This window comes from Sporolactobacillus putidus, assembly GCF_014647035.1.
In the GTDB taxonomy this organism is placed as follows: Bacteria; Bacillota; Bacilli; order Bacillales; family Sporolactobacillaceae; genus Sporolactobacillus; species Sporolactobacillus putidus.
In genome coordinates this window covers 104,750-128,666 of record NZ_BMOK01000006.1, presented here as the reverse complement: position 1 = coordinate 128,666, position 23,917 = coordinate 104,750, and the positions used below count along the sequence as shown (strand labels likewise).

20 protein-coding genes and 1 pseudogene are annotated in these 23,917 nt (G+C 41.4%); 19 read left to right on the top strand and 2 right to left on the bottom strand.

What is annotated here, in order from left to right:
• The first annotated feature begins 14 nt into the window (after window positions 1-14).
• On the top strand, window positions 15-740 hold the full coding sequence (locus IEX81_RS08850; protein WP_188802711.1) for a cupredoxin domain-containing protein: 726 nt from the start codon (window positions 15-17) through the stop codon (window positions 738-740).
• 421 nt (window positions 741-1,161) lie between these two features.
• Entirely contained in the window at window positions 1,162-1,395 is a 234-nt protein-coding gene (locus IEX81_RS08845) for a glutaredoxin family protein (RefSeq protein WP_188802710.1), read from the top strand.
• Window positions 1,396-2,226: 831 nt separating this feature from the next.
• Here the strand turns inward: IEX81_RS08845 and IEX81_RS08840 are convergent.
• Complete coding sequence (locus tag IEX81_RS08840) at window positions 2,227-3,102, bottom strand: LysR substrate-binding domain-containing protein (protein ID WP_188802709.1); 876 nt, start codon at window positions 3,100-3,102, stop codon at window positions 2,227-2,229.
• 184 nt (window positions 3,103-3,286) lie between these two features.
• Here IEX81_RS08840 and IEX81_RS08835 point away from each other — a divergent pair, with 184 nt between their 5' ends.
• From IEX81_RS08835 to IEX81_RS08795, 10 genes are all read left to right on the top strand, one after another.
• Complete coding sequence (locus IEX81_RS08835) at window positions 3,287-4,150, top strand: sulfite exporter TauE/SafE family protein (protein WP_188802708.1); 864 nt, start codon at window positions 3,287-3,289, stop codon at window positions 4,148-4,150.
• Window positions 4,138-4,530, top strand: coding sequence for a DUF1634 domain-containing protein (locus tag IEX81_RS08830; RefSeq protein ID WP_229727538.1), 393 nt, complete (start codon window positions 4,138-4,140; stop codon window positions 4,528-4,530). The genes IEX81_RS08835 and IEX81_RS08830 overlap by 13 nt, the downstream gene beginning before the upstream one ends.
• Window positions 4,531-4,624: 94 nt before the next feature.
• Window positions 4,625-5,428 (top strand): prolipoprotein diacylglyceryl transferase, encoded by an 804-nt coding sequence (lgt, locus tag IEX81_RS08825; RefSeq protein ID WP_188802707.1) that lies wholly within the window; start codon window positions 4,625-4,627, stop codon window positions 5,426-5,428.
• A gap of 96 nt (window positions 5,429-5,524) precedes the next feature.
• On the top strand, window positions 5,525-6,202 hold the full coding sequence (locus IEX81_RS08820) for a response regulator transcription factor (RefSeq protein ID WP_188802814.1): 678 nt from the start codon (window positions 5,525-5,527) through the stop codon (window positions 6,200-6,202).
• Window positions 6,202-7,302 carry a sensor histidine kinase gene (locus tag IEX81_RS08815; RefSeq protein ID WP_229727537.1) on the top strand — a complete coding sequence of 367 codons (1,101 nt, stop codon included), beginning with the start codon at window positions 6,202-6,204 and terminating at the stop codon, window positions 7,300-7,302. Before IEX81_RS08820 ends, IEX81_RS08815 begins: the two co-directional genes overlap by 1 nt.
• A gap of 10 nt (window positions 7,303-7,312) precedes the next feature.
• A complete protein-coding gene (locus IEX81_RS16780; RefSeq protein ID WP_308424075.1) occupies window positions 7,313-7,519 on the top strand; it encodes an ATP-binding protein in 207 nt (68 codons plus the stop codon).
• A gap of 111 nt (window positions 7,520-7,630) precedes the next feature.
• Window positions 7,631-8,338, top strand: coding sequence for an ABC transporter ATP-binding protein (locus tag IEX81_RS08810; protein WP_188802706.1), 708 nt, complete (start codon window positions 7,631-7,633; stop codon window positions 8,336-8,338).
• A 107-nt stretch (window positions 8,339-8,445) separates the two neighbouring features.
• Window positions 8,446-11,604 (top strand): FtsX-like permease family protein, encoded by a 3,159-nt coding sequence (locus IEX81_RS08805; protein ID WP_373292361.1) that lies wholly within the window; start codon window positions 8,446-8,448, stop codon window positions 11,602-11,604.
• Between the two features lie 661 nt (window positions 11,605-12,265).
• On the top strand, window positions 12,266-13,819 hold the full coding sequence (locus tag IEX81_RS08800; RefSeq protein WP_188802704.1) for a ClC family H(+)/Cl(-) exchange transporter: 1,554 nt from the start codon (window positions 12,266-12,268) through the stop codon (window positions 13,817-13,819).
• Window positions 13,820-14,221: 402 nt separating this feature from the next.
• Window positions 14,222-14,575, top strand: coding sequence for a four-helix bundle copper-binding protein (locus tag IEX81_RS08795; RefSeq protein ID WP_308424074.1), 354 nt, complete (start codon window positions 14,222-14,224; stop codon window positions 14,573-14,575).
• Window positions 14,576-14,909: 334 nt separating this feature from the next.
• On the opposite strand, the pseudogene IEX81_RS16970 reads toward IEX81_RS08795, so the two are convergent.
• A pseudogene (locus IEX81_RS16970) lies at window positions 14,910-14,969 on the bottom strand (hypothetical protein); the annotation flags it as partial.
• Between the two features lie 356 nt (window positions 14,970-15,325).
• Here IEX81_RS16970 and IEX81_RS08790 point away from each other — a divergent pair.
• From IEX81_RS08790 to IEX81_RS08760, 7 genes are all read left to right on the top strand, one after another.
• Window positions 15,326-18,181: a sigma-54-dependent transcriptional regulator gene (locus IEX81_RS08790; protein ID WP_188802702.1), complete on the top strand. Its 2,856-nt coding sequence runs from the start codon at window positions 15,326-15,328 to the stop codon at window positions 18,179-18,181.
• Between the two features lie 279 nt (window positions 18,182-18,460).
• Window positions 18,461-18,958 (top strand): PTS sugar transporter subunit IIB, encoded by a 498-nt coding sequence (locus IEX81_RS08785; RefSeq protein ID WP_229727536.1) that lies wholly within the window; start codon window positions 18,461-18,463, stop codon window positions 18,956-18,958.
• Window positions 18,959-19,149: 191 nt separating this feature from the next.
• Window positions 19,150-20,127 (top strand): mannose/fructose/sorbose PTS transporter subunit IIA, encoded by a 978-nt coding sequence (locus tag IEX81_RS08780; RefSeq protein ID WP_188802701.1) that lies wholly within the window; start codon window positions 19,150-19,152, stop codon window positions 20,125-20,127.
• Window positions 20,128-20,156: 29 nt separating this feature from the next.
• Entirely contained in the window at window positions 20,157-20,963 is an 807-nt protein-coding gene (locus tag IEX81_RS08775; protein ID WP_188802700.1) for a PTS mannose/fructose/sorbose transporter subunit IIC, read from the top strand.
• A 19-nt stretch (window positions 20,964-20,982) separates the two neighbouring features.
• Window positions 20,983-21,894, top strand: a complete 912-nt coding sequence (locus IEX81_RS08770; RefSeq protein WP_188802699.1) for a PTS system mannose/fructose/sorbose family transporter subunit IID — start codon at window positions 20,983-20,985, stop codon at window positions 21,892-21,894.
• A gap of 298 nt (window positions 21,895-22,192) precedes the next feature.
• Complete coding sequence (locus tag IEX81_RS08765) at window positions 22,193-22,576, top strand: DUF956 family protein (protein WP_188802698.1); 384 nt, start codon at window positions 22,193-22,195, stop codon at window positions 22,574-22,576.
• Window positions 22,577-23,374: 798 nt separating this feature from the next.
• A complete protein-coding gene (locus tag IEX81_RS08760) occupies window positions 23,375-23,671 on the top strand; it encodes a PLP-dependent transferase (protein WP_229727535.1) in 297 nt (98 codons plus the stop codon).
• Window positions 23,672-23,917: the final 246 nt, after the last annotated feature.

Below are 23,917 nucleotides of genomic sequence, written 5' to 3'. Positions count from 1 at the left end.
AGGAGGCATGGATCGTGAAAATTAAAATAACAATTGCTGCGTTGTCCGTTGTCGGCATCTTTGCAATAGGATTAATCATCTTTGGTGCGATTCAAACAGTCTCTGCTGTATCCGTGCAGAATAAAACACAGACCCAAGCTGAAGCAGCGCAAACAGATCGCAGTGACAGTAATGCCAATCCAGATGCAGCGAGATATGACCGATATGGTTATGGTATGATGGGTGGCGGATACGGCATGATGAACGGGGCAGCAGATAGTTACAGCGGCCAAGCCAGTGTCACCGAATCTGCCGTTCAGAAGGATACTGCTGCCGCACAGAAGAATGCGCAGGTTGACAAAAAAACGAATACCATTATCTATTCAGGCAATAGTGTGAAGCTTGTCATTGCGGGCGGTCCCGAAAAGGCCGATGGCAAATTTGTCATTGACGGCCTGATCAATCCGAAGCTGGTCGTGACAAAAGGTGCTGATGTAACTGTAGAGTTTATAAACGAAGATGCAGACGTGCCGCACGCCTTTGAAATCACCGATGCAGCACCGCCCTATGACTATATGTCCATGATGGATGGAGGTATCTATTCAGGAAGTGTCATACGTCCATTGCCAAAAACCTCAGGCGGCCATTACGCAATGACCACGATTACATTTCAGGCAAGTCAGCCAGGTACGTTCTATTATATCTGTCCGTATCCCGGCCATGCGCAAGAGGGCATGTACGGTAAACTGATTATTAAATAGCAAAGTAACAAATTAGATCGACTAGAGTGAGCAAATCGCAGGATCAAAAAGATCACGCGGTTTGCTTTTGTTTCACACTCTAAGTGGACTTCGTTACATTAATATAATGAGAGCTAAATAGGGAATCTTGATGATTGTTTTACCGGAAGCAGACACTTTACCATATGTCTTCCGACTGTTTTTCTGTTGTTTTTCGTGGTAAACGGTTGATGACGTGAAGGTGATCTGGCATCCTCCGAAAGAACAAGGAACCGAGGACTGATTGAAAAAATTGTGGGCAAAACAGTTTCAATAATACCCATACGGGTATATACTACAATTGTAGTCGAAACGAACAGTTAGAAACTGAGTTATCGGCTCGCCTGAGATAAGGAATCCAAATGCTAAGATTGTAAAAAACTTTACAAGGGAGTTATGGACGATGAATGAAATTATTGTGTACACAACCAATACTTGTCCTTATTGTCACATGGTGAAGAATTTTCTAAAAAAACAAGGGCTGCCATTTCAAGAAGTCAATGTACAGCAAAATCCCGCTGCCGGTCAACGTCTTGTGGAAACAACCGGACAAATGGGTGTACCACAAATAAATGTAAATGGTCAGTGGGTACTCGGATATGATCCTGATCGGATCATGGGTTTTGTTCATGCATAATCTTGCCTGATCGGCAACAAGCTGAAAAAATCAATAATTGACCAAAAGAGAAGGGAAAAGCTTCTTGTTGGATTTATTGTAGTGAGTCTGTTTGGAAGCTATGTGCTGGGGCATTTGTTTACGCTACCGGAAAATGTGATGAATGGTATTTCTTCCTTTTCCTCATTTATTTTGACCACGGCCATGATTGGCTTAGGATTGAACGTCAGTCTGAATGACTTGTGAACAAAAGCATTAAAACCATTTCTAGTCATGCTGATTACTTCTATTCTTCTTTCGGTGATAACATTTTTCACAATCTACCGTTAATCATTTTTCGTTCTTTGCATAGTTATTTTCTAAATGGATAACTCTTTAATCTTCGGGGAAGGGTTCAGCGCATTTTTATATGCTTAACCCTTCCTCTCACTTTTTATTTAGGCTAATTTCGGAAAAACTAAGTATCTGCCATTTAATACAACTCAATGAGTGAGTGAAAGATATTTTATTGAGCGCTTAAACCAGCGCTCATAAAATGCTCTTCACTTTAGGGCTTAATGTACGCATAACCGCTGCTTTGCTTCTCTACTAATTCAACAACCCTGCCGGAACAACAGATACAAATGCAAATAGATCTTCTTTCAGTATGTGATGCGCATTCAAGGCATTCCGGTAGGCAACAAACTGAACGCCCTGATCCTTCAAACTGTCCATCGTGCATAGGCTTAAGAAAAACCAGTTTTTGAATCATAGGTGTGTGCGATTGAGCAAGATACAAAGATACAAAAGGGATGATCGGCTAAATCAGCATGTTCGGTTAACAATTATTTCCCAATTTTATCCTTAAATGGACTAATCTTGAAGGTAGCACAGTTTGATAAACCTCTGCATTGTCGGGGACAAGTATTTATCCTTATGATAAATCATTTTAAAGTGACGATTGAAATGCAGACCATCAATTTTCTTATAACACAAATGGCCGGAACAAGCTTCGTTTATTACGGCAAACTTTGAAATAACAGAGACACCAAGTCCCGCGGCAACAGCCATTTTAATGGAATCGACGTTATTGCATGTCCAAGAAGCATGCCAGGACAGTTCCTTTTCTGCCATAACCTCTTCAAATTTTTTACGTGTTCCGCTTTCTTCCTCACGGACGATGAAGGGTTCCGTTTCAAGTTCATGCGGATTCACAGAGGTCATTGCAGCAAAACGGTGGCGAGGGCTGCAAATAAGAACAAGTTCATCTTCCATGAATGACTTCTTGATGAGGTCCGTTGAAGTCGTCTCTCCTTCAACAAGAGCTAAATCCAGCTGGTCTCGTAAGATGAGTTTTTCAATTTTTGTGGTATTATCCTCAATAACTTCTATCGTACTCTCTGAACTCAATTCTTTAAACTTTAGAATGAGTTTCGGAAGTATATAGGCACCAATTGTGACACTTGCGCCAATTCGTATATAATTTCTCTTGCTTAGCGAACGCATTTCTTTCTCTGCTTTGTAATTCATTTGGACAATGTGACGCGCATAATAAAGAAGGCTTTCCCCGGCCTTTGTAAGATAAAGTTTTTTGGACAGCCTCTCAAAAAGCCGAACACCGAAATGCTTTTCAAGTTCAGAGATGGCCTGACTGACTGCGGGTTGAGATAAAAAAAGGGATTCGGCAGCAGCTGTCATGTTCAATTTATCACATACGGTGATGAATATTTGAAGATGTCTGAATGTCAATTTTCTTCCTCCATAATATATTACTTATTATATTAATAAAATAATAATATTTTTATTATCAATGAACAAGGCATACTATTAATAAATAGTAGGAGACACTTATGCCGGTTTACCTAAGAGTACCGCATCTAATATGATTGTCACGGCATCATTGGAGACTTCAGAATAAGTATTGTCGTGCTTAATGATTCTTACAGGAGATGGAATTTTGTCGCTACTCGTAATAAAACTCATCTTTGTTGCTGTGTTTGCCGGAATCTTTGGCTCTGTTCTTGGACTTGGTGGGGGTACGATAATCACTCCAATATTGACTCTGATGTTAGGTGTTGACATAAATCATGCGATAGGAGCCAGCCTAATTGCTGTTATTGCGACATCAAGCGGTGCAGCGATTGCCTATATTAATGACGGGATTACCAATTTGCGTATCGGTATGTTTTTGGAAGTTGCCACGACCATTGGCGCTATTACTGGAGCTTTCCTAGCGGGTTTGATTTCATCAAATGTGCTCTATATCATTTTCGGGCTCTTTTTATTATATTCAGCGTTAGCCATGCTTCAAAAAAAGAAAGCAGAGAAATATGATCAGAACAGGGGAAAAGCCTTAGCCAATAAAATGAAGCTGAATGGGAGTTATTATGATAAAAATCTAGAAAAAGAAGTCTCCTATCATGCAGTTCATGTGCCAGCAGGATTTGGTGTGATGTATGGAGCTGGCGTGGCTTCAGGATTGCTTGGAATTGGAAGTGGCGGTTTCAAGGTCATGGCCATGGACTTGTTCATGAAACTGCCGTTGAAGGTTTCCAGTGCAACGAGCAATTTTATGATGGGCGTCACCGCGGCAGCGAGTGCCGGTGTTTATTTGCTTCGTGGTGATATTGATCCTCAAATATCCGGACCGATTGCCATTGGTGTACTCGTAGGAGCAACAATTGGTACTAAGATCATGCAGCGAATGAAAAGCAAAACCATTCGAATTATTTTTGTTCCGGTGATCGCTTATATCGCTATTCAGATGATTCTCGAAGGATTGGGGTGGAAGTGGTGAGCTATTCGCAAACAAAGGCAACCAGAGAGAAGAACATTGATTCAGTCGGAATAATGATTGGGTGGACATTAAGGATAGGCATAGCGATGAGTAGCATAATGGTTATTTTTGGACTTATATTGTTTTATGCCGAGGGTCAATCGGGATATGAGGCAAATCGTTATCCAACGCATATCAAAGATATCATACAAGGTTGTTTTGCACTGAAGTCATACGGGGTGATTTTGACGGGACTACTCCTCCTCATGCTCACTCCGGTTTTTCGAGTGGGCATTTCAATTATCGCCTTTCTCATAGAAAAAGATTATTTATATGCAGTGATTACTCTGATCGTTTTTTTTATTCTGATAATTAGTTTCTATATTAGTAGAATGGCGTAAGTCTTAATAGAATAAAAAAATCAATATGATACAATTTATTCGATAAGTAAGCGAAATATCAAAAACATAATTGCTGAAGTGGAGGAGTTAACTTTTGACTGTTCAACCTTTGAACCCGATCGCTATTCAGCTAGGCCCTATTCACATTTATTGGTATGGTATTATTATTGCTTGCGGCGCATTGCTAGGCCTGATGATTGCCATGCGCGAAGGCAACAGGCGTGGTCTTCCCAAGGATACATATATTGACCTGATCATGTTTGCTGTACCGATCGCTGTTATTTGTGCCCGTATCTATTATGTCGCTTTTGAATGGTCTTTCTATTCGCAACATCCGGCACAAATCATTGCTGTATGGAACGGTGGCATTGCCATTTATGGTGCTTTGATCGGAGGAGCAGCCACGACGATTGTATTTTGTCGTATGCGTCATCTATCGTTCTGGAAGGTGGCCGATATTATTGCACCGAGTGTGATTCTTGGACAGTCACTTGGACGTTGGGGTAATTTTATGGATCAGCAGGCCCATGGTGGTCCGACGACCCGAGCTGCGCTTGAGAATATGCATCTTCCAAATTTTATTGTCAATCAGATGCTGATTGACGGCACCTACTATATTCCGACTTTTCTGTATGAGTCGGTCTGGGATTTTGCCGGCTTTATCCTCCTCCTTATACTTAGGCGGGTGAGCCTGCGCCGTGGTGAACTTTTTCTGTCCTATGTTATCTGGTATTCGCTCGGTCGCTCGTACATTGAAGGGCTTAGGACAGACAGTCTGATGCTGGGACCGCTGCGTGTCTCTCAATGGCTGGCAGTCGTACTGATCATTTTCGGGGTCGGGCTGATCCTGTTCTGGAGAGTGAAAAAAGAGAAGCGTCCGTATTATCTGGATGCCTGATCGTCCTGTTCCGTCGCAATGTAATACGGAACGACACATTTTTTACTTTAATTAACAATCTTTTTGACTTTCATTCACATCATTGGAGTGATGAAGTTGCCGTATCGAGTCCTGATCGCAGATGACGACAAAGAAATTGTCGAGATCATATCTGATGCATTAACGGATGAAGGTTTTTTTGTTAGCCGCGCATATAATGGCTCACAGGTGCTTGATCTGATGCAGTCTGAAAAAATAGATATCTTTGTACTTGATATAATGATGCCGGAAATGGACGGATTGGAGACGTTGAACCAGATTAGAAAAGACTCAGACGCTCCTGTGCTTATTCTCAGTGCAAAGAGTCGTGATATTGACAAAGTCATCGCTCTGAAGATGGGTGCAGATGATTATGTTGCCAAGCCGTTTTCAATGGATGAACTTATTGCTCGAATCAATGCCCATTTAAGACGTGAACAAAAAAGAGAGAGAAAAGGAGACGTTTTACATTTAGGAAATATTGAGCTTTATCAATCGAAATGGTGGGCCGCTGTGAATGGTGTGCCTGCTGATCTTTCTACTAAAGAGTTTCAAATTCTAAGTTATTTTTTTGCAAATAAGAACAGGGTACTCACACGTGAACAGATCTATTCTGCTGTCTGGAATGACCGCTATGGTGGAGACCTCAATACAATTACCGTGCATATTAAGAATCTTCGCTCCAAACTGGGCAGTGAAGGACACCGAATCAAAACGATCTGGGGTATCGGCTATAAGCTGGAAGGTGACGGCTGATGCACCAATCCATTCGTTTTAAGCTCTCCGTGTTTTTTCTTGTCATGTTTCTCCTGTTTGTCGCAACACTTCTGCTCAGTTTTATTTTTTTCTTCAGAAATGATTTTCGCTATGATGTGGTAAAAGAAGAACAGTATTATCAGAATGTGGTTTCAAGACTTGCTGAAAAAGCGTCTGCATCCAAGGATGAGAAGAGCATAGAGGGACTGCTGACCCCCTACGCGAATCATAGAATGCAAATTCAATTACTGGATGTAAAGGGAAACGTACTGTGGTCGTTGGGTCAATCGCCAACAATTATTAACATATCGGCAAAAGATTATATCATTACGCGAGGCATCGTACGATATGGCCTGCGAATAAATGGGATGAATTTGACACGCACCGAGGTATTTGAAGAGTACGCCATCAAGTACCTATGGATCATCTTGCTTCTCTTTACTTCTCTTTTTTTACTGATCGCCTTTTTTCTTCACCTATCCATTACAAAACCTGTTTTAGCGCTTTATAGACGGATGGAGAACAATCCATTGAAAATGAAAATAAGGGCAAAGGACTACCGGCATGACGAGATCGGTGTTTTGGAAAAAAGGTTTGATCAAATGATCCATCGATTACAAACTGTCGACAGACAGCAACAGACGATGCTGGCAGCCATTTCGCACGATCTGAAAACACCGCTCACATCGATCATCACGTATACCGAGCGCTTGTCTTCCGGAAAAGTTTCGGATCAGAAAAAGCAGCAGCATTATTATGAAGTGATCAGTCGGAAGGCGGACGATATCAGAGACCTGATTGATAAGTTTCAGGACGCTGCGCTTGTCACTGATTTAAATGCACCTGTAGACTTTCAAATCGTCTCTGCCTCAGAATTCTGGCAATCTGTTTTGGAACCTTATACAGAAGAATGGGATGGTGTGGATGCGAAGCTTGAATACGACAGTAAGATAGACAATACCCAGACGGTCCGAGTTGACGCGTCCTTAATCAACCGATTAATTGCGAATATCATGGGCAACGCGATCAAATACGGTGCGCGGCCACTTATTGTGCATGTTTATATAACACAAAGCCATAATGATATAAGTAAAAATTGAAAACAACGGGATGCAGGTTCCGGAGGAGAAACTGCAGTTTCTTTTTGATCGCTTTTACCGCGGAGAACCATCCCGATCCCGTGAAAAAGGGGGCAGTGGCCTCGGTCTTTTTATTTGCAGGGAAATCATCGAAAAGCATGGGGGCTCGATTCGGGCCTATAAGCCTTGGAACAACGATTTTGGTATTGAACTAAAGCTGCCCATCGTCAATTCTTAAGTTTTCTTTATCTTTTTCTATTTTTATTTCATTCTTGATGGTTAGGATGGATGACATAGGGTAATCCCCTGGTCACCCATTCTTTATTTTTATAGGGAGGAGGAAGTGAATATGAGTGAACCCATCATTGAATTTAATGGAATAACCAAACAGTACAAAATGGGGGAGGTGGTTGTTCATGCTCTTTCCGGCGTGAATTTCGTTGTTAATAAAGGGGAATTTGCGATAGTAGCGGGTCCAAGTGGGGCTGGAAAGAGTACTGTGCTGAATATTCTTGGTGGCATGGATACCCCAACAAAAGGACACTTTACCGTTGACGGCAAGGAGATCAACAACTATTCACGAAAGCAATTGATCACGTACCGTCGTAAACAAATTGGGTTTGTTTTTCAGTTCTATAACTTGATGCAAAACCTGACCGCCCTTGAAAATGTGGAACTGGCTGTTGAAATTTGTGATCACCCCTTTCCGCCTCGTGATGTACTGATGCAGGTAGGCCTGGAAGAACGAATGAAGAATTTTCCTACACAGCTTTCCGGAGGTGAGCAGCAGCGTGTAGCCATTGCCCGCGCACTCGCAAAAAATCCGAAGATTCTGCTTTGCGACGAGCCGACGGGTGCTCTCGATTATAACACGGGTCGTTCCGTATTAAAGCTTTTACAGGATACGTGTCGGAGAACCGGCATGACCGTTGTGCTGATCACGCACAATCTGGCGATTGCTCCGATGGGCGACAGACTGATCAAGATCAAAAATGGACGTGTTGAAAACATGGAGATCAATCCTAACCCCGTCAATGTTGAAGAGATTAAGTGGTGAGTGCGATGCAAAAAACACTCATTAAAGACGTATTTCGTGAAATTAAGGGCTCTTTGAACCGCTTTTTCGCAATCCTCGTGATTGTGACGCTTGGTGTCGCTTTTTAAATCGGATTTAATTCCATCGGTCCTGATTTATCTGCATCCGTTGCCAACTACTTTTCAAAAAGTCGGTTCATGGATCTTCAAATCCTGTCACCTGTTGGTTTTAATCAGGACGATTTAAAAGCGATACGCACGGTGCCCGGCGTCAAGAATGCACAACCGATTTTTATGATGGACGCCATACAGACATACGGAAAACAGACCAATGTTGCGCACTTAATCTCCATACCAAACGGTAACGGGTCAAACGAAGCGATTAACTCGTTGACCCTTGTAAAGGGAAGGTTTCCGAAAAATTCCCACGAGGTCGTCGTGGATCAGCAAAAAAATGGGAGCAACCCGAAGATCGGCGACCTTGTCACTTTGTCATCCGGTTCGGCGGCTAACCTATCAGACAGCTTGCACAACACGAAGTTTAAGGTCGTAGGTACTGTCGATAGTCCTGCCTATTTAACCAGAGACCGGGGGACGAGTACCATTGGGAATGGCAAGGTAAGCGGTCTGATCTTTATGTCGCAGCAGAACTTCAAGCAATCTGACTACACGGCCATTCTGGCTACCGCAGCGGATACCAACAGTCTGGATGTGTTCAGCGACGCTTATTCTAACAAAGTTTCCACTGTGAGAGATGGTTTAAATCACGTGGCAGACAGCCGGAACAAAACACGCTATGACGATCTCGTCAGCAAGAGCAATAAGCGGATTACTCAGCAGCAGAATGAATATAACAAAAAAAAGAAACAAGCGGATCAATCATTTGCTGAAGTGCAGCAGAAAATTGACGATTCACAGAATAAGCTGAATGTCGTACAGGATCACTTGAAAACGATGGAAAGTCAAACCAATCAGCAATTTTCCGAGACACAGGGTAAACTTGACACCGCAGCAAAGCAACTTGCCGACAGCACGGCTATATATAACCAAAAATCCGCCTCATTTAAACAATCGACGGCAGCGGCGCAAAATCAATTTGCCACCGCCGAAAAGCAAATCAATGCTCTTTCGTCAAAAATTTCATCTCTGCAAAATCAGCTTAACGGACTTGAAGCCGAACTTTCTGTCGGTAAGACGAACGGAAGCCTGATACCTGCACAGATGGAAAGTTTAAACGCACAGATTCAACAAATAAAAAGTACACTGGTCACTTTGGCACAGCAACGGGCAACAGCACAGGCCAATCTCTCGGATCAGCAGAAAAAGTTTACGGCCACACAAACACAACTGAATTCCAGCAAACAACAGCTTGCCGACTCGGCGGCACAGCTGAACAGTCAGAAGGATTCATTTGCTGCTGTGCAGAAAAAGGCGAAACTGCAGATCACACAAGGGCAGCATGAGATTGACAGGCAAAAAAGTTTTATTGATCAAGCACGGCAGAATCTGAAAAAACAAAAAACGGATACGAACAAAAAGCTGAGTAAGGCTGAGCAGCAAATCCATGATGCCAAACAAAAAATCAGCCAGATTGCGAAACCAAGTTGGAAGATACTGAGCCGCGATGACAATACGGGTTATTCGAGTTTCCAAAGCACCGTTGACCGCAGCAACGGCATGTCCACTATTATCCCGGTCATCTTCTTTGCAATAGCCGCTCTCGTTTGCCTGACGACAATGACTCGAATGGTACAGGAACAGCGTACACAGATTGGTACGCTTAAGGCTCTGGGTTACAGTAGTGGGGCCATCGCGTTCAAATATCTCTTTTATTCTGCTTCGGCGAGTTTAATTGGGAGTATCATCGGCATGGCTCTTGGGTTTATCTTATTGCCGTCTGTAATATTTAAGGCTTATATGATCTTGTATTCGATGCCAGCCATGAGTGTCGGTTTTTATCCCGGCATCGCCGCTACAGTACTGGTGATTTCATTAGCACTGATCACGGCGGCCACGCTGTTCACCTGTATCAGCGAGCTTCGTTCCGTGCCTTCCGCATTGATGCGACCGGAACCGCCAAAAAGTGGAAAACGGGTTCTTCTTGAGCGAATCCATTTTCTGTGGAGCCGGCTGAGTTTCAGTAAGAAAGTAACGGCACGCAATCTTTTCCGATACAAAAAGCGTTTCTGGATGACGATATTAGGCGTCGCCTGTTGCTGCGAGATGCTTGTCACAGGTCTGGGGCTCAAGGATTCTATATCTACTCAAGTCTCTCAAAGAGAATTTGGCGAAATTATGAAATACGACATGTCCGTTCAACTGAAAAACAATGTGACTGCCGGTCAGACAGACACAATAATGCACTTGCTCAGGGACACGTCCGGGGTATCCTCGTTCATGGAAAATACCAACAGGAATATAACTGTGAAGTCAGGTTCGAAAAGCGAACAGGTGAATCTCATGGTTCCGCAGCAGCCTAATCAATTTTTAAACTATTTTAAGCTGCGACAAGCACCTTCGCGCTTTGCAAAAACGGACGCACCGATTTCTCTGTCAAATGATGGTGTCGTCATTACGCAACAGCTCGCTCAGCTGTTAAACATCAAAACGGGCGATACCCTTTCGATTGAGGATGATGCGACGCATAGTCATCATTTTCGCGTTGAGGGTATTGCAGAGAATTATTTGCTGAATTATGTGTTCATGACACCCACTTTGTATTCAAAGGCATACGTTTCGCAAGTAGCAGTCAATCAGATCTTGACGAATCTCAATAAGAAGGCCTCGCATAATTCCATTTCTTCATCGCTGACGAAAGTCGATGGTGTCGCCAACGTGTCTTTCCTGTCTGATAGTGAACAAACTTTTCAGGACACGGTTAAGAGTCTCAACGATGTGGTCTGGGTCATTATTCTGGCAGCCATCCTTCTTGAGTTTGTAGTCCTTTATACGTTGACGACAATCAATATTGGTGAGCGTTTCAGGGAAATCGCCACAATCAAGGTGCTTGGGTTTTATGACAGAGAAGTCTCGACCTATGTCACTCGAGAGAGTTACATCCTGACATTAATCGGCATCGTGCTCGGTCTCATTGGCGGCATATTCTTGCACGCGAAGATTTTAAGTGGAATCGAAGTAGACGGTGTTATGTTTGTTAAGTCAATTTTACCGCAAAGTTTTGTTGTCAGTGCCTTGCTGACCTTCATCTTCACCTGGGTCGTCAACCTGATGACCATGCGCCCACTACGCAAAATTAATATGGTTGAGGCTTTAAAAGACAATGAGTAATGCTAAGTCCAATGGTTCATCTTATAGCCTTCTGGATGGAAAAAGGAGGCATTCCGAATGAATAGTCTTTTAATATCGAAATTATGGGAACACGGATAATAATTGAGACTTCGCTCAAAGTATATGGAGCCTTGCGATTCAAATAAAGTGACGGTCAAGATATCTGAACTGACTGACCGTATCACACTGGGCGACAAGAACCTGACAATGTCCTATATGTTTACCGGACCACCCGAGCTGAGGAGCACCCTGTGAATTTGTTTATGCTAATAAATTAGGGCTTGACAAGTAAGCTTGTTTCCATTTGGTCTTGAATAAGATGAATAGCTTTGAACGTTTTGGAGGAGCCTGTCAACGTCAGGCTCCTTTTGAAAGTTTAATCAGGAAGGCCTGAGAGATTTCTCAGGCCTTTCGCCCGTCTCTTATTTTCGTGCTATGATGAAAAAGAAAAACAAACAGGTTCCAATAAATCTTTGGCATTAATATTTAATAGTAATCATAGTTTATGGAAAGAAACCATTCATTTTCATCGTGTAAAGAAATGCTAATCGTCGTTAATGCTTCAGTATTGAATCTATAAAAATTCATCACAATTGAAATTTTGACAATTGTTGCCTGATAGAACAAAACGGGCCTAATCGAGAGTGAGTGAAATTGACTGTTGAAACAAAATAGTGAAAAACCAGCATTTGACGTTACACGCTTATTATTTATTTTAAAGGGTTTAGTTGTTGGCATCTTGACGGGATTTGTAGTCAGTCTTTTTCGTATATTAATTGAGTTCTCGTTACATTTATGGACAAAATTGTATCAATTCATTCCAGATCATCCATGGACCGTTTTTGTGGCGATATTTATAAGCTCATTGTTGGCACTCATTATTGGCATTATCGCCAGATCTCAGCCCAATATTATGGGATCTGGGATTCCACAGGTTGAGGGTCAATTAGCAGGGGATCTGGAAATGAACTGGTGGCAGATCCTTTGGCGCAAATTTATCACTGGGGTGCTGGGGATAGGTGCAGGTCTTTTTCTGGGACGGGAGGGACCTTCCATTCAGTTGGGTGCTGCTGTAGGTCAAGGCATTGCCCAAGGTCTGAAAAGTACTGGAATGTCACGACGGGTTCTGATTGCCAGCGGCTCTGCTGCCGGACTGTCTGCGGCATTTAACGCACCGATTGCTGGCACATTGTTTGTACTTGAAGAAATCTATCATAATTTTTCACCGTTCGTCTGGATGGCTTCCCTCGCCGGAGCAATTGGTTCTGATTTTGTCTCATCGAACTTTTTTGGCTTAGTGCCTGTTTTGCATATCAGCTATCCACGAAGTTTCCCTCTTTATCTGTATTGGCATCTCATTTTACTGGGAGTTGTCCTCGGTCTGTTTGGCTTCCTTTATCAGAAAGTTTTGCTTGCTATGCCGCAATGGTATGCCCGGTTTCTCAAACTACCCAGATATTTTCATGGCCTTGTTCCTCTTCTAATTGTAATCCCTATCGGAATAATGTGGCCGCATACCCTGGGTGGAGGGAATACCATTATTCTTGGAATGGGTAATTTTACCCCTGGATTGACGATTTTATTAGGATTATTTGTGCTTCGTTTTATTTTTTCAATGATTTCTTATGGTTCCGGGTTACCTGGGGGAATTTTTCTGCCCATTCTTTCTCTTGGAGCCATTCTAGGTGCCATATACGGTACAGTTATGTCCGACTTAGGATTACTTCCTAGCATCTACATTATGAATTTAATTATTATTTCAATGGCTGGTTATTTTGCAGGGATTGGTAAGGCACCATTTACCGCAATCATCTTGATTACTGAGATGGTTGGATCGCTCGAACACTTAATGTCTCTGGCCCTCGTCTCCCTGATCGCTTATCTTGTCGTTGATCTCCTTGGTGGGGCTCCTATTTATGCATCACTGCTTGCTCGATTAAATTTGGGGAAGAAACTAAATGAACTGAGCGGACGAAATGATCATTTGGAGATACCTGTTTTTCTTGGCAGCGATCTGGATGAACAACAGGTTCGTGATGTGAATTGGCCAAAGCATAGCTTGCTTATATCCATTCGTCGAGGAGAACATGAGATTATTCCACATGGCGACACGATTATCCGGTCGGGAGATACATTGATTTTGCTTATTGATCATAACGAAATGAGTGTGGTCAGAGAAATTATTTTAAAGATGAGCAGATCACAAATGACCTGATGAGTCGGTACGGTTTAGGTCCATCACTGTCTATCTCTTGCTTATATATATTATTTGTTGTAGAGGGGATGATATATCGATTAACACTAATTCTAATTTGCGTACCGATGAGTATGGCGGGTCTGTTGAAACCATGGTGATGTGACTTCCCCTGTTCGGATATGACAGCTATGTCGTTTGGAAGTGCCGAAGCCGATCATATGAAATATATTCAAGCTTAATCCCATATAATCTTATGACAGGGGTCCTAGCAGCAATACTTTTCCTCATCATCCCTTTTCTTCACCTAATAAATATTAAATACTCTTGAGACAGGATGTTACTTTTGAATGCTTTTACATAAGATTTGCGGTTTTGGGAAGGATATCCCAAGTAAAACATTAAAAATATACAAAAGGAGCAATGGTTGTGTCAATGACTGTAGATTCTTCGGTTCAACAATTTCAAACGTGTATTGATGCTTGTAACAAATGTATGCAGGCATGTGAAGAATGTTTTTCTTCTTGTTTAAAGGAGGAAGATGTGCAAGCAAGACCACACTGTATCAATATTCTTCGTGACTGTGCAGACATTTGTTCCATGGCTTCTCAATGGATGGCACGAGGGAGTATGTATGCAAAACGTTTTTGTCAGCTTTGTGCAACTATCTGCGATGACTGTGCGACAGAATGTATAAAGTTCAAAGACACTCACTGCCAGCAATGTGCCGATTATTGTCGTAAGTGTTCCGATGAATGCCATAAAATGGCTTCATAAAGAACATAAAGGTATGTAAGAAAATCTAAAACGGAAATTAATTTGCTGTGACAAAAGTTCTTTACAGAGTCAATAGCGGGATGTAGGCAAATAAATAAACTCATGATGACTTTCGTTACAAAAGAGGTGAGACCACAAACGCAATTTAACGAGGCTAACATCAGTTAATCATTTGCTTTAAGAAAGAAAACTAGGCTTCTTAACTCTCTCATCAATGAATTTTTTAGTTTACAAAGGCTCGACGTTCTTAAGCACACTGTAGATAAATCTAATCACATCTTTGGGGACATTTCATCAAGGTGCATTAAACAATGTTTTTCACAAATTTCACATATCACTGCACATATAATAACGCTATGGATTTTGCAAAATAGCTATGACGAGCGATATACTTAGCTGTTAGTGTACAGACATCCGCACAATCCTGAAAAGCCTAACTGCTCTTTTCTAAGGACTGAATCATCCATTTCCAGAACGGTATATCCTGTTTACTCTCATATAGCTTCACAATAGGTTCAATACAGTTCATAACGCTAAAATCTAAGTTTGTACGTTTAGCCAGTTCTCTTGGACGCCAACCTTTACGCTCCCTTAGATTTATTATTTTTTGTGACATAGTCATTGGAATCACTGCTTTTTTGTCCTGCAATACATATGTTTAGTTTATCATTTTTCTGTATGAACTCGCTTACTTTTTTAACTTGTGATACACTAGCGATACACAATATAGTTAAAAAAGAGGGGCATATAATGACACGGCGTGAAAAAATTTTAGCATATCTGGAAAAGCGCACACTTAGTATGGCCCAAGGTGTTACAACCAGCGAAATATCCGAGGCTATCGGTGTACTTCGCCCGAATGTTAGCAAGGAGTTAAATCAGCTTGTCAGAGAGGGAAAGATAAAGAAGACAAATGGCCGACCGGTTCGCTATGTCGTGAATCATGCAGCCGGGAATCGTAAAATTAAGATGGAGCAGAAACCCAACATCGGGTTTGCAGGAGATGCTCGTATCAGTGATCAAAGCATTAAAGAGAAATATACTGCAAATAAGAACGAAGTGGATGTTTTTGAGAACATGATTGGCAGTCGCGGTAGCCTAAAGAATCAAGTCGAGCAGGCCAAAGCAGCATTGCTTTATCCGCCGCACGGACTGAATACACTGATCATTGGGCCGACAGGATCCGGTAAGACGTATTTTGCTAATAAAATGTACCATTTTGCTCTGGATAGGGAGATCATCTCCAAAAAGGGATTTACCGTATTCAATTGTGCGGATTATGCACACAATCCGGAGTTATTGATGTCGCATCTGTTTGGCTACGTCAAGGGGGCTTTTACTGGTGCCAACGATGATAAAGATGGCCTGATTCAGGAAGCTGATGGCGGAATACTTTTTCTTGATGAAGTACATCGTCTGCCACCCGAGGGGCAAGAAATGATTTTTTATTTTATGGATCATGGAACATACAGCCGTTTAGGTGAAACTGCCAAATCTCATCACGCGGACGTCAGACTGGTTTACGCAACGACTGAAGATCCGGAAAGTTCATTGCTGCAGACTTTTGTCCGTCGTATCCCTATCATCATTCAGCTGCCGGGCTTTAACCAAAGAAGTGCACGTGAAAAACTGCAATTATTAGAACAATTATTAACGCTTGAAGCTAATCGTATTCATAAAAATATTCGTTTAAGTGAAGATGTCGTTCAAGCTTTGCTGGGAAGTATAACATACGGTAATGTTGGGCAGTTGAAATCTAATATTCAATTAGTGTGTGCTCAAGGTTTTTTGAATAGCATGCATAATAAAAATGAAATAACCCTGCATTTTAGCCAGTTGCCGCCTAATATCAAAGATGGACTTTCCAACTTGGCTAACAATCGGCAAGAACTGGGGAATCTGAGCCGTTTGTTAGAACCGACGATGGTGATCAAGCCCGATGCTAAGCGCGGTCTACCCGACATTGACAGCTATGAACTGCCTTATAATTTGTATGAAATCATTGGCGACAAAGCTGCGCTGCTGAAAGACGAAGGATTGGATCAAGCAGCGATCAATAACTTCATTATGACCGATATCAATCTGCATTTAAAATCTTTTTATCGTCAAGGAAAGTTGGAAAAAACAGTCAGCAGTCTGAATGAGATCGTTGATCAAGAAATTATTGATTTAACAAAGCAGATCCAGCGGCTGCTTCAGGAAAGAGAGAATTATCCAGTCAGGGATAATTTCATTTATGCCATGAGTTTACACATCAGTTCTTTTATTAAACGGGTTCAGTCAGGGAAACCGTTGCGCAATATTTCGGCTGATTTGATTTCAATGGTCCATGATTATCCAGCTGAACTCAAAATTGCTGAACGAGTTAAAGATTTGATCGAGGATCATTATCGTTTTCCTATTCCTGAATCTGAAGTGTATTACATGGCGATCCTTTTAGTATCTTTAAAATCAGAACCTAAAACCGGAAAAGTTGGAATTGTTGTGGCAGCCCATGGTAACAGTACCGCATCCTCAATGGTGCAAGTTGTTTCGCAACTGCTGTCTGTCGATAATATCGCTGCCTATGATATGCCGCTTGAAATGAGTCCTAAAGTTGCATTGGATGGCATTGCATCACAAGTTAAAAATATCGATCAGGGCGACGGCGTTTTACTATTGGTCGATATGGGGTCTCTGAGCACATTTAGCAGTAAACTGACAGAGAAAACTAATATTCGTGTGAAAACGATCGATATGGTGACTACAGCGATGGTGTTGGAAGCAGCTCGTAAAACAGCACTGATCGATAGTGATCTTGAAACAGTATATCGGGAATTGCATGAATTTGATGGTTATTCACGAACGATCGAAAAAGTCCAGAAAAAGAAGAATGATGTTCAGAAAATATCAGATCAAAGAGATAAGGCTATTATTGCGATTTGTTCGACTGGTAAAGGAACAGCTCGGAGAATTAAGGACCTGTTAGATAAGATATTAGTCGACAATCTGATCGATGATATTACAGTGATCACAGTTTCGGTCGTGAATATGAAAGAACAAATTGCTAAGATCCAGCAAAAATATCAAATCGTGGCCACAACCGGTGTTGTGAAACCCAAAGTTGCTGCTCCATTTGTTTCATTAGAAAATCTGTTGCAGGGCGGAGGCGAGAGTTTTGTGAGTCTGATCGAAGAAATAAACAACAATCGTGCTGCACGTGAAGCAGAGACTCTGGAACATTCGGAGTTCTTAACGGAAGAAATGAGCCAGAAATATTTGGGACAGTACTTTACATTCATTAATCCTGCAAAAATTGTAAAGATATTGTGGAATTATTGCGATTTTATTCAGCAGCGCAGTAAGTCTAAAATGTCAAATGCTTTCAGAATTAGTTTGATCATGCATATGGCAGGCGCACTCGAGCGTTATCTGACACGCTCAGAAATGAGCGCCGATGAGCAAAAACTATCCAGCGTCAGAACGGAAAAACTGTATCCTATTGTTAAACAGGCGAATGAGGTTCTTCATGAAACACTTAATATCAATCTTTCAGATGCAGAAGTGTATTATACCGTCGAATTATTTAATACAGAAAAAGAAAAAAGCGATACACAAAACAATTGATACACTTTTTTTAGTGTGTCAATTGTTTTTTAATAGTGGAGAAAGCCTGTTGCACCAGATCTTTTATGCGATACACAAAAAGTGGCATGTAATTTGCTTATACTGAAGTGTAGTATTCTTTGAGAAGTTTTGGCCTTTTCGTGGTTTGAAACCCAAATCATGAAAGCGCTATGCGTACTCAGAAACTACGAGCGCGTAATGTTGTTGGGTTAATTACCCGGCAAAGATGGAGGTTGATATAAGTTGTTTTAGTCGCACTAGAAATGATGGTGGATTGTCATGACGATGGATGTTCGTTTATTACGCATTGACAGTCGCTTGCTGCATGGACAAGTTACTACTAATTGGGCAAAAGCCATCAATGTTAATCGTATCTTAGTGGTGTCAGATCGTGTGGCGCGCGATATGATACGCAAGACATTGATCGTACAAGCTGCACCTCCTGGAATTAGAACGAATGTCATCACGGTGGAGAAAATGATAAGAATATATCATGATCCGCGTTTTGACGGTTTAAAACCTATGATTCTGGTTGAGGACCCAGTTGATGCAAGATGTGTTGTCGAAGGTGGCATAAAGATTGATTCTATCAATATTGGTGCTATTAGTTTTGACAATACGCGGGTAATGGTTACCGATACGATAGCTGTTAGTGCGGCCGATGTGGAGGCTTTCAAGTGGTTTCATGATCGTGGTATTAAGCTTGATGTCCGCAAGGTTTCCAATGATAGTTCAAAAAATCTTTGGAAGTCGCTTTCCGAAAAGGGTTTGGTGTAGATTAAAAGATTCTTTTATAATTTCCTGCCATACTTTACTGTGTAGTTCCCTCAACATTGAAGGGTGGTGAGAAGCGTTTCAGCACGGCAAATTGATCCGGCATGCTGTTTCAACTTTTTGAAAGCGATAACAGAACTGGATGCTTTAGTAATGTGCTAAAGCAAAAATATTTATATAGGAGGTATTAAACAATGGTTGGTATTATCCTGGCAAGCCACGGCAGTTTTGCTGAAGGCATTTTCCAATCCGGCTCAATGATTTTTGGAGAGCAGGAGAATGTCAAAGCTGTTACCTTAATGCCAAACGAGGGTCCTGATGACGTTAAGGCAAAAATGAAAGAAGCCATTGCCTCTTTCGACGATCAAGAAGAAGTGCTTTTCTTAGTCGATCTTTGGGGCGGGACACCTTTCAACCAAGCCAACAGCTTGTTTGAAGAGCACAAAGACAAATGGGCAATCGTTGCTGGCATGAACTTACCGATGTTGATCGAAGCGTATGCTTCACGCTCATCAATGAACACAGCGCATGAAATCGCTGCGCATATTTTTGGAGCAGCTAAAGACGGGGTTAAAATAAGACCTGAAAAATTAGAGCCAGCAGAAGCAACTGCTGCAGCAACGGCTCAACAATCAAAGAAAGGTGCCCCTGGTAAATTTAAATACGTGTTAGCACGTATCGACTCTCGTTTACTTCACGGACAAGTAGCGACTGCTTGGGCCAAAACGACACAACCTACACGTATCATCGTTGTATCTGATGCAGTGGCCAAGGATGACCTTCGTAAGAAATTGATCACACAAGCTGCTCCACCGGGCGTTAAAGCACACGTTGTTCCTGTCGATCAAATGATCAAACTTGCGAAAGATGATCAACACTTCGGTGGTCAGCGCGCGTTACTTCTTTTCGAAAATCCACAAGATGCGCTTAAAGCGGTTAAAGGTGGCGTTCCACTGAAGACAATCAACGTTGGTTCTATGGCACACTCACCTGGTAAAGTTCAACCGAACAAAGTGTTGGCCTTTAACCAAGATGATATTGATACTTTTGTTAAATTAAAAGAAGCTGGTTTGGATTTCGATGTACGTAAAGTTCCAAACGATTCAAAAGGTAACATGGACGAAATTATCAAGAGAGCTCAAGATGAGTTAAATAAATTAAGACAATCTTAATTATCAGGAGAAAAGGAGGATTACGAATCATGGATTTAAATATTATTCAAATGATATTAGTCGTTATCGTAGCATTTCTTGCTGGTATGGAAGGAATCCTGGATGAATTTCACTTCCACCAACCCATCATCGCATGTACGTTAATCGGCTTAGTGACAGGAAATTTAATACCTGGTCTTATCCTAGGTGGTACTCTTCAAATGATTGCTCTAGGTTGGGCAAATATCGGTGCCGCTGTAGCACCCGATGCTGCATTGGCGTCAGTTGCATCTGCAATTATTTTAGTTCTTGGCGGACAAGGTAATGCCGGTGTACCTTCTGCAATTGCGATTGCCGTTCCGCTTGCAGTTGCAGGTTTATTATTAACAATCATCGCCCGTACTATTGCAACAGCATTTGTACACTTTATGGATGCTGCAGCTAATGAAGGAAACTTCAGAAAAGTTGAACTATGGCACATCATCGCTATCTGCATGCAAGGGTTGCGTATTGCAATTCCAGCTGCATTAATTTTAGCTATTGGTGCTGGTCCAGTTAGAAGTTTGCTTGCATCTATGCCAACTTGGTTGACAAGCGGTTTGGCAATCGGTGGTGGAATGGTCGTAGCCGTTGGTTATGCAATGGTTATTAACATGATGGCTACAAAAGAAGTATGGCCCTTCTTCGCGATTGGTTTCGTATTAGCGACTATTTCACAAATCACACTTATCGGTCTTGGTGCTATCGGTGTGGCTCTTGCACTTATCTATTTAGCGCTTTCCAAACGGGGCGGTTCAGGTAATGGCGGAAACTCAAACACTGGTGATCCACTAGACGATATTATTGATAGTTATTAAGAAGGAGGCGGACATAAAAATGGCAGATAAATTGAAATTATCAAAAAAAGATCGTATTTCTGTTTGGTGGCGTTCAACTTTCATTCAAGGTTCTTGGAACTATGAACGTATGCAAAACGGTGGTTGGGTATTTTCAATGATTCCCGCAATCAAAAAATTATACACTTCTAAGGAAGACCGTGCTGCTGCACTAAAACGTCACTTGGAATTCTTTAATACTCACCCATATGTAGCTTCACCTATTATTGGTGTAACTTTAGCGCTTGAAGAAGAACGTGCAAATGGTGCGCCGGTTGACGACGTAGCCATTCAAGGGGTTAAAGTCGGCATGATGGGGCCTTTAGCAGGTATCGGGGATCCGGTTTTCTGGTTCACGATTAAACCAATCCTTGGTGCGTTAGCCGCTTCTCTTGCTATGACCGGTAATATACTTGGCCCCATTATTTACTTCGTTGGATGGAATATCATTCGTATGGCATTCATGTGGTATACACAAGAATTTGGTTACAAAGCGGGTACTAGAATTACTGACGACTTATCCGGCGGATTACTTCAGGATATTACTAAAGGTGCATCAATCCTTGGTATGTTCATCCTTGGTGCATTAGTTAACCGTTGGGTATCTATAAAATTCACGCCAATTGTCTCTTCAGTTAAACTTGACAAAGGTGCTTATATTGATTGGGGTAATTTACCTTCCGGAGCGCAAGGGATTAAAGCTGCGTTGCAACAGCAAGCTTCTGGACTTTCACTAGACGCTACTAAAATAACGACTTTACAAAACAACTTGGATAGCTTAATTCCTGGTTTAGCTGCATTGGCGTTAACACTTCTTTGCATGTGGTTGCTTAAGAGGAAAGTTTCTCCAATCATTCTCATTCTTGGGTTGTTCGTGGTTGGTGTCGTCTTTCACTTAATCAACTTGATGTAATATCGAAGATTTTAGCCTGGGCATTTTAAAGCAATTTGATTTTGCCCGGGCCTTTTTATGCAATTTTGAGGTGAATGATATGTAAACAAAAAATTTTATTATTACTCGTTTACTTCAAGAATTCTATAGAATGGGCATTCTTATTTTGGACAGACTTTATTCTTCTGTCACACTTGATTGGTTTATTCTAATCTATCTGATCACTCGGGAATGCCCACGCCTGAGCGATATTGCTTCGTCAATGGAAAAAAAGTATAATAAAAATAGATAAGTGTAACGAAAGAATGGAGCAAAGAAAATGGTTCAATCAATTAATACCAAAGTCGATTTTGTAACCGATGCCACGTCTTTTATAGGACTGACTGATTACGGTAAAATCATGATTGGCGACAAAGGATTTGAGTTTTATAATGACCGAGATGCTCAAAAATACCTTCGAATCCCTTGGGATGAAGTAGATTATGTCATTGCTTCAGTGATGTTCAAGGGCAAGTGGATTCCTCGCTATGCAATACGAACTAAGAAAAATGGAACTTTCACTTTTTCCTCTAAACATCCGAAGAAAGTTTTGCGTGAGATACGTAAGTACGTTAAACCGGAACGAATGGTTAGATCGCTGACGTTCTTTCAAGTTATCAAGCGCGGCCTAAAAGCCAAGTTCGGTCGAAAAAGAAGTAATTAGTATCCTTTAGCAAACGTTTGTGAAGTCGATTCGCTAGTATTTAAATCATGTTAGCCAAGAGTTTTTCTTTCAAAAAACTTTTTAAAACTCATGGCTGTTGTTCTGAATTGGTATTTTTTTCTAAGAACATAAATAAGTATTCATAATCAAATGAGCATTAATACAAAATTGACTAGCATAGATCAAGTGAATTTTAAGAAAACATTGTTTTTAAAAACTATTAACACCGAGCCCGTACGTAATCATTGTTGAAATTACTTTGAATGTCAGAAAGAGAGTGTCGGGTTGGGATTATTGAGATAAGATAAAGTCGGAAAATTCAATGTTATTTTGTGAACATTACGATCGTCAGCAATCATTTTCTATTGATAGAATTGAGTCACGCCCACAGTCCCCAAAAAAGCATGATTTGAAAAGAACCCGAAAACCTTTTATATCAAGGTTTTCGGACTTTTTCTTTTGGGGAGAATTCGATGCCATCCGATACTATCCCAAGTAATTCAGCTCAGAGGGACTCTGAGACAACCGATGCAGAGATGGATGACCTCTTTCAAGTCGCTAAGCAAGTTCTGGAATGTTACGGAATTCATAAGTAAAGTTCAAAAAGAAGGGAATACGCTTTCAAAAGACAGCTTTCAAAAGAAAAATTGAGAGGAAAACAGTTCATCATAAATCTTGGAATCTTTAATTTCTGTAGTTGTTCTATTAATTTCTTCTTGGGGATTAAACGTTAAAAATTATTTTATTTGACTTAGAGTAAGGTTTATGGTTTACACTGACCGTGGATCATAGGTAAGTATGAATTCAGGATATCTTGAGTCGCCTCAGGCCCATTCCGGAGTGCTGTCATTCGGCATAGACGGCAATTCTGAAACGATTAATAAATTTGTTAACTCACCGAAAATTATCATTTCAGCTGTTTCTCTTGGTCATGATGAAAGTCTGATCGTTTTTATCGGTCCTGACAATGAACAGATTGATTTCTACCCTGAGGAATTCAGACTGCACGGATTTCTCAAATTCAGTGTCGGGCTTGAGTGCGCCAATGATCTGATTGCAGATTTGAAGCAGGCTTTTCACGCCACCGGGCTTTAAAATAAAGTTGTCGCAGCATAGCATCTATATGCACGTACATTGCTTCTTCAAATGAAGGAGGAATTTTCAAGTGAGCCATACGTTTAACAGCTGCCATAGTTGTTAATCTTTGAGATACTCTGAAGTTCCAGCCCTAAATGGATATGAACCACCCTGCACTTAAAGTGCAGGGTGGTTCATATCGCCCTCCACGGAAAAATATCGCCCTCCACGGAAAAATATCGCCCTCCACGGAAAAATATCGCC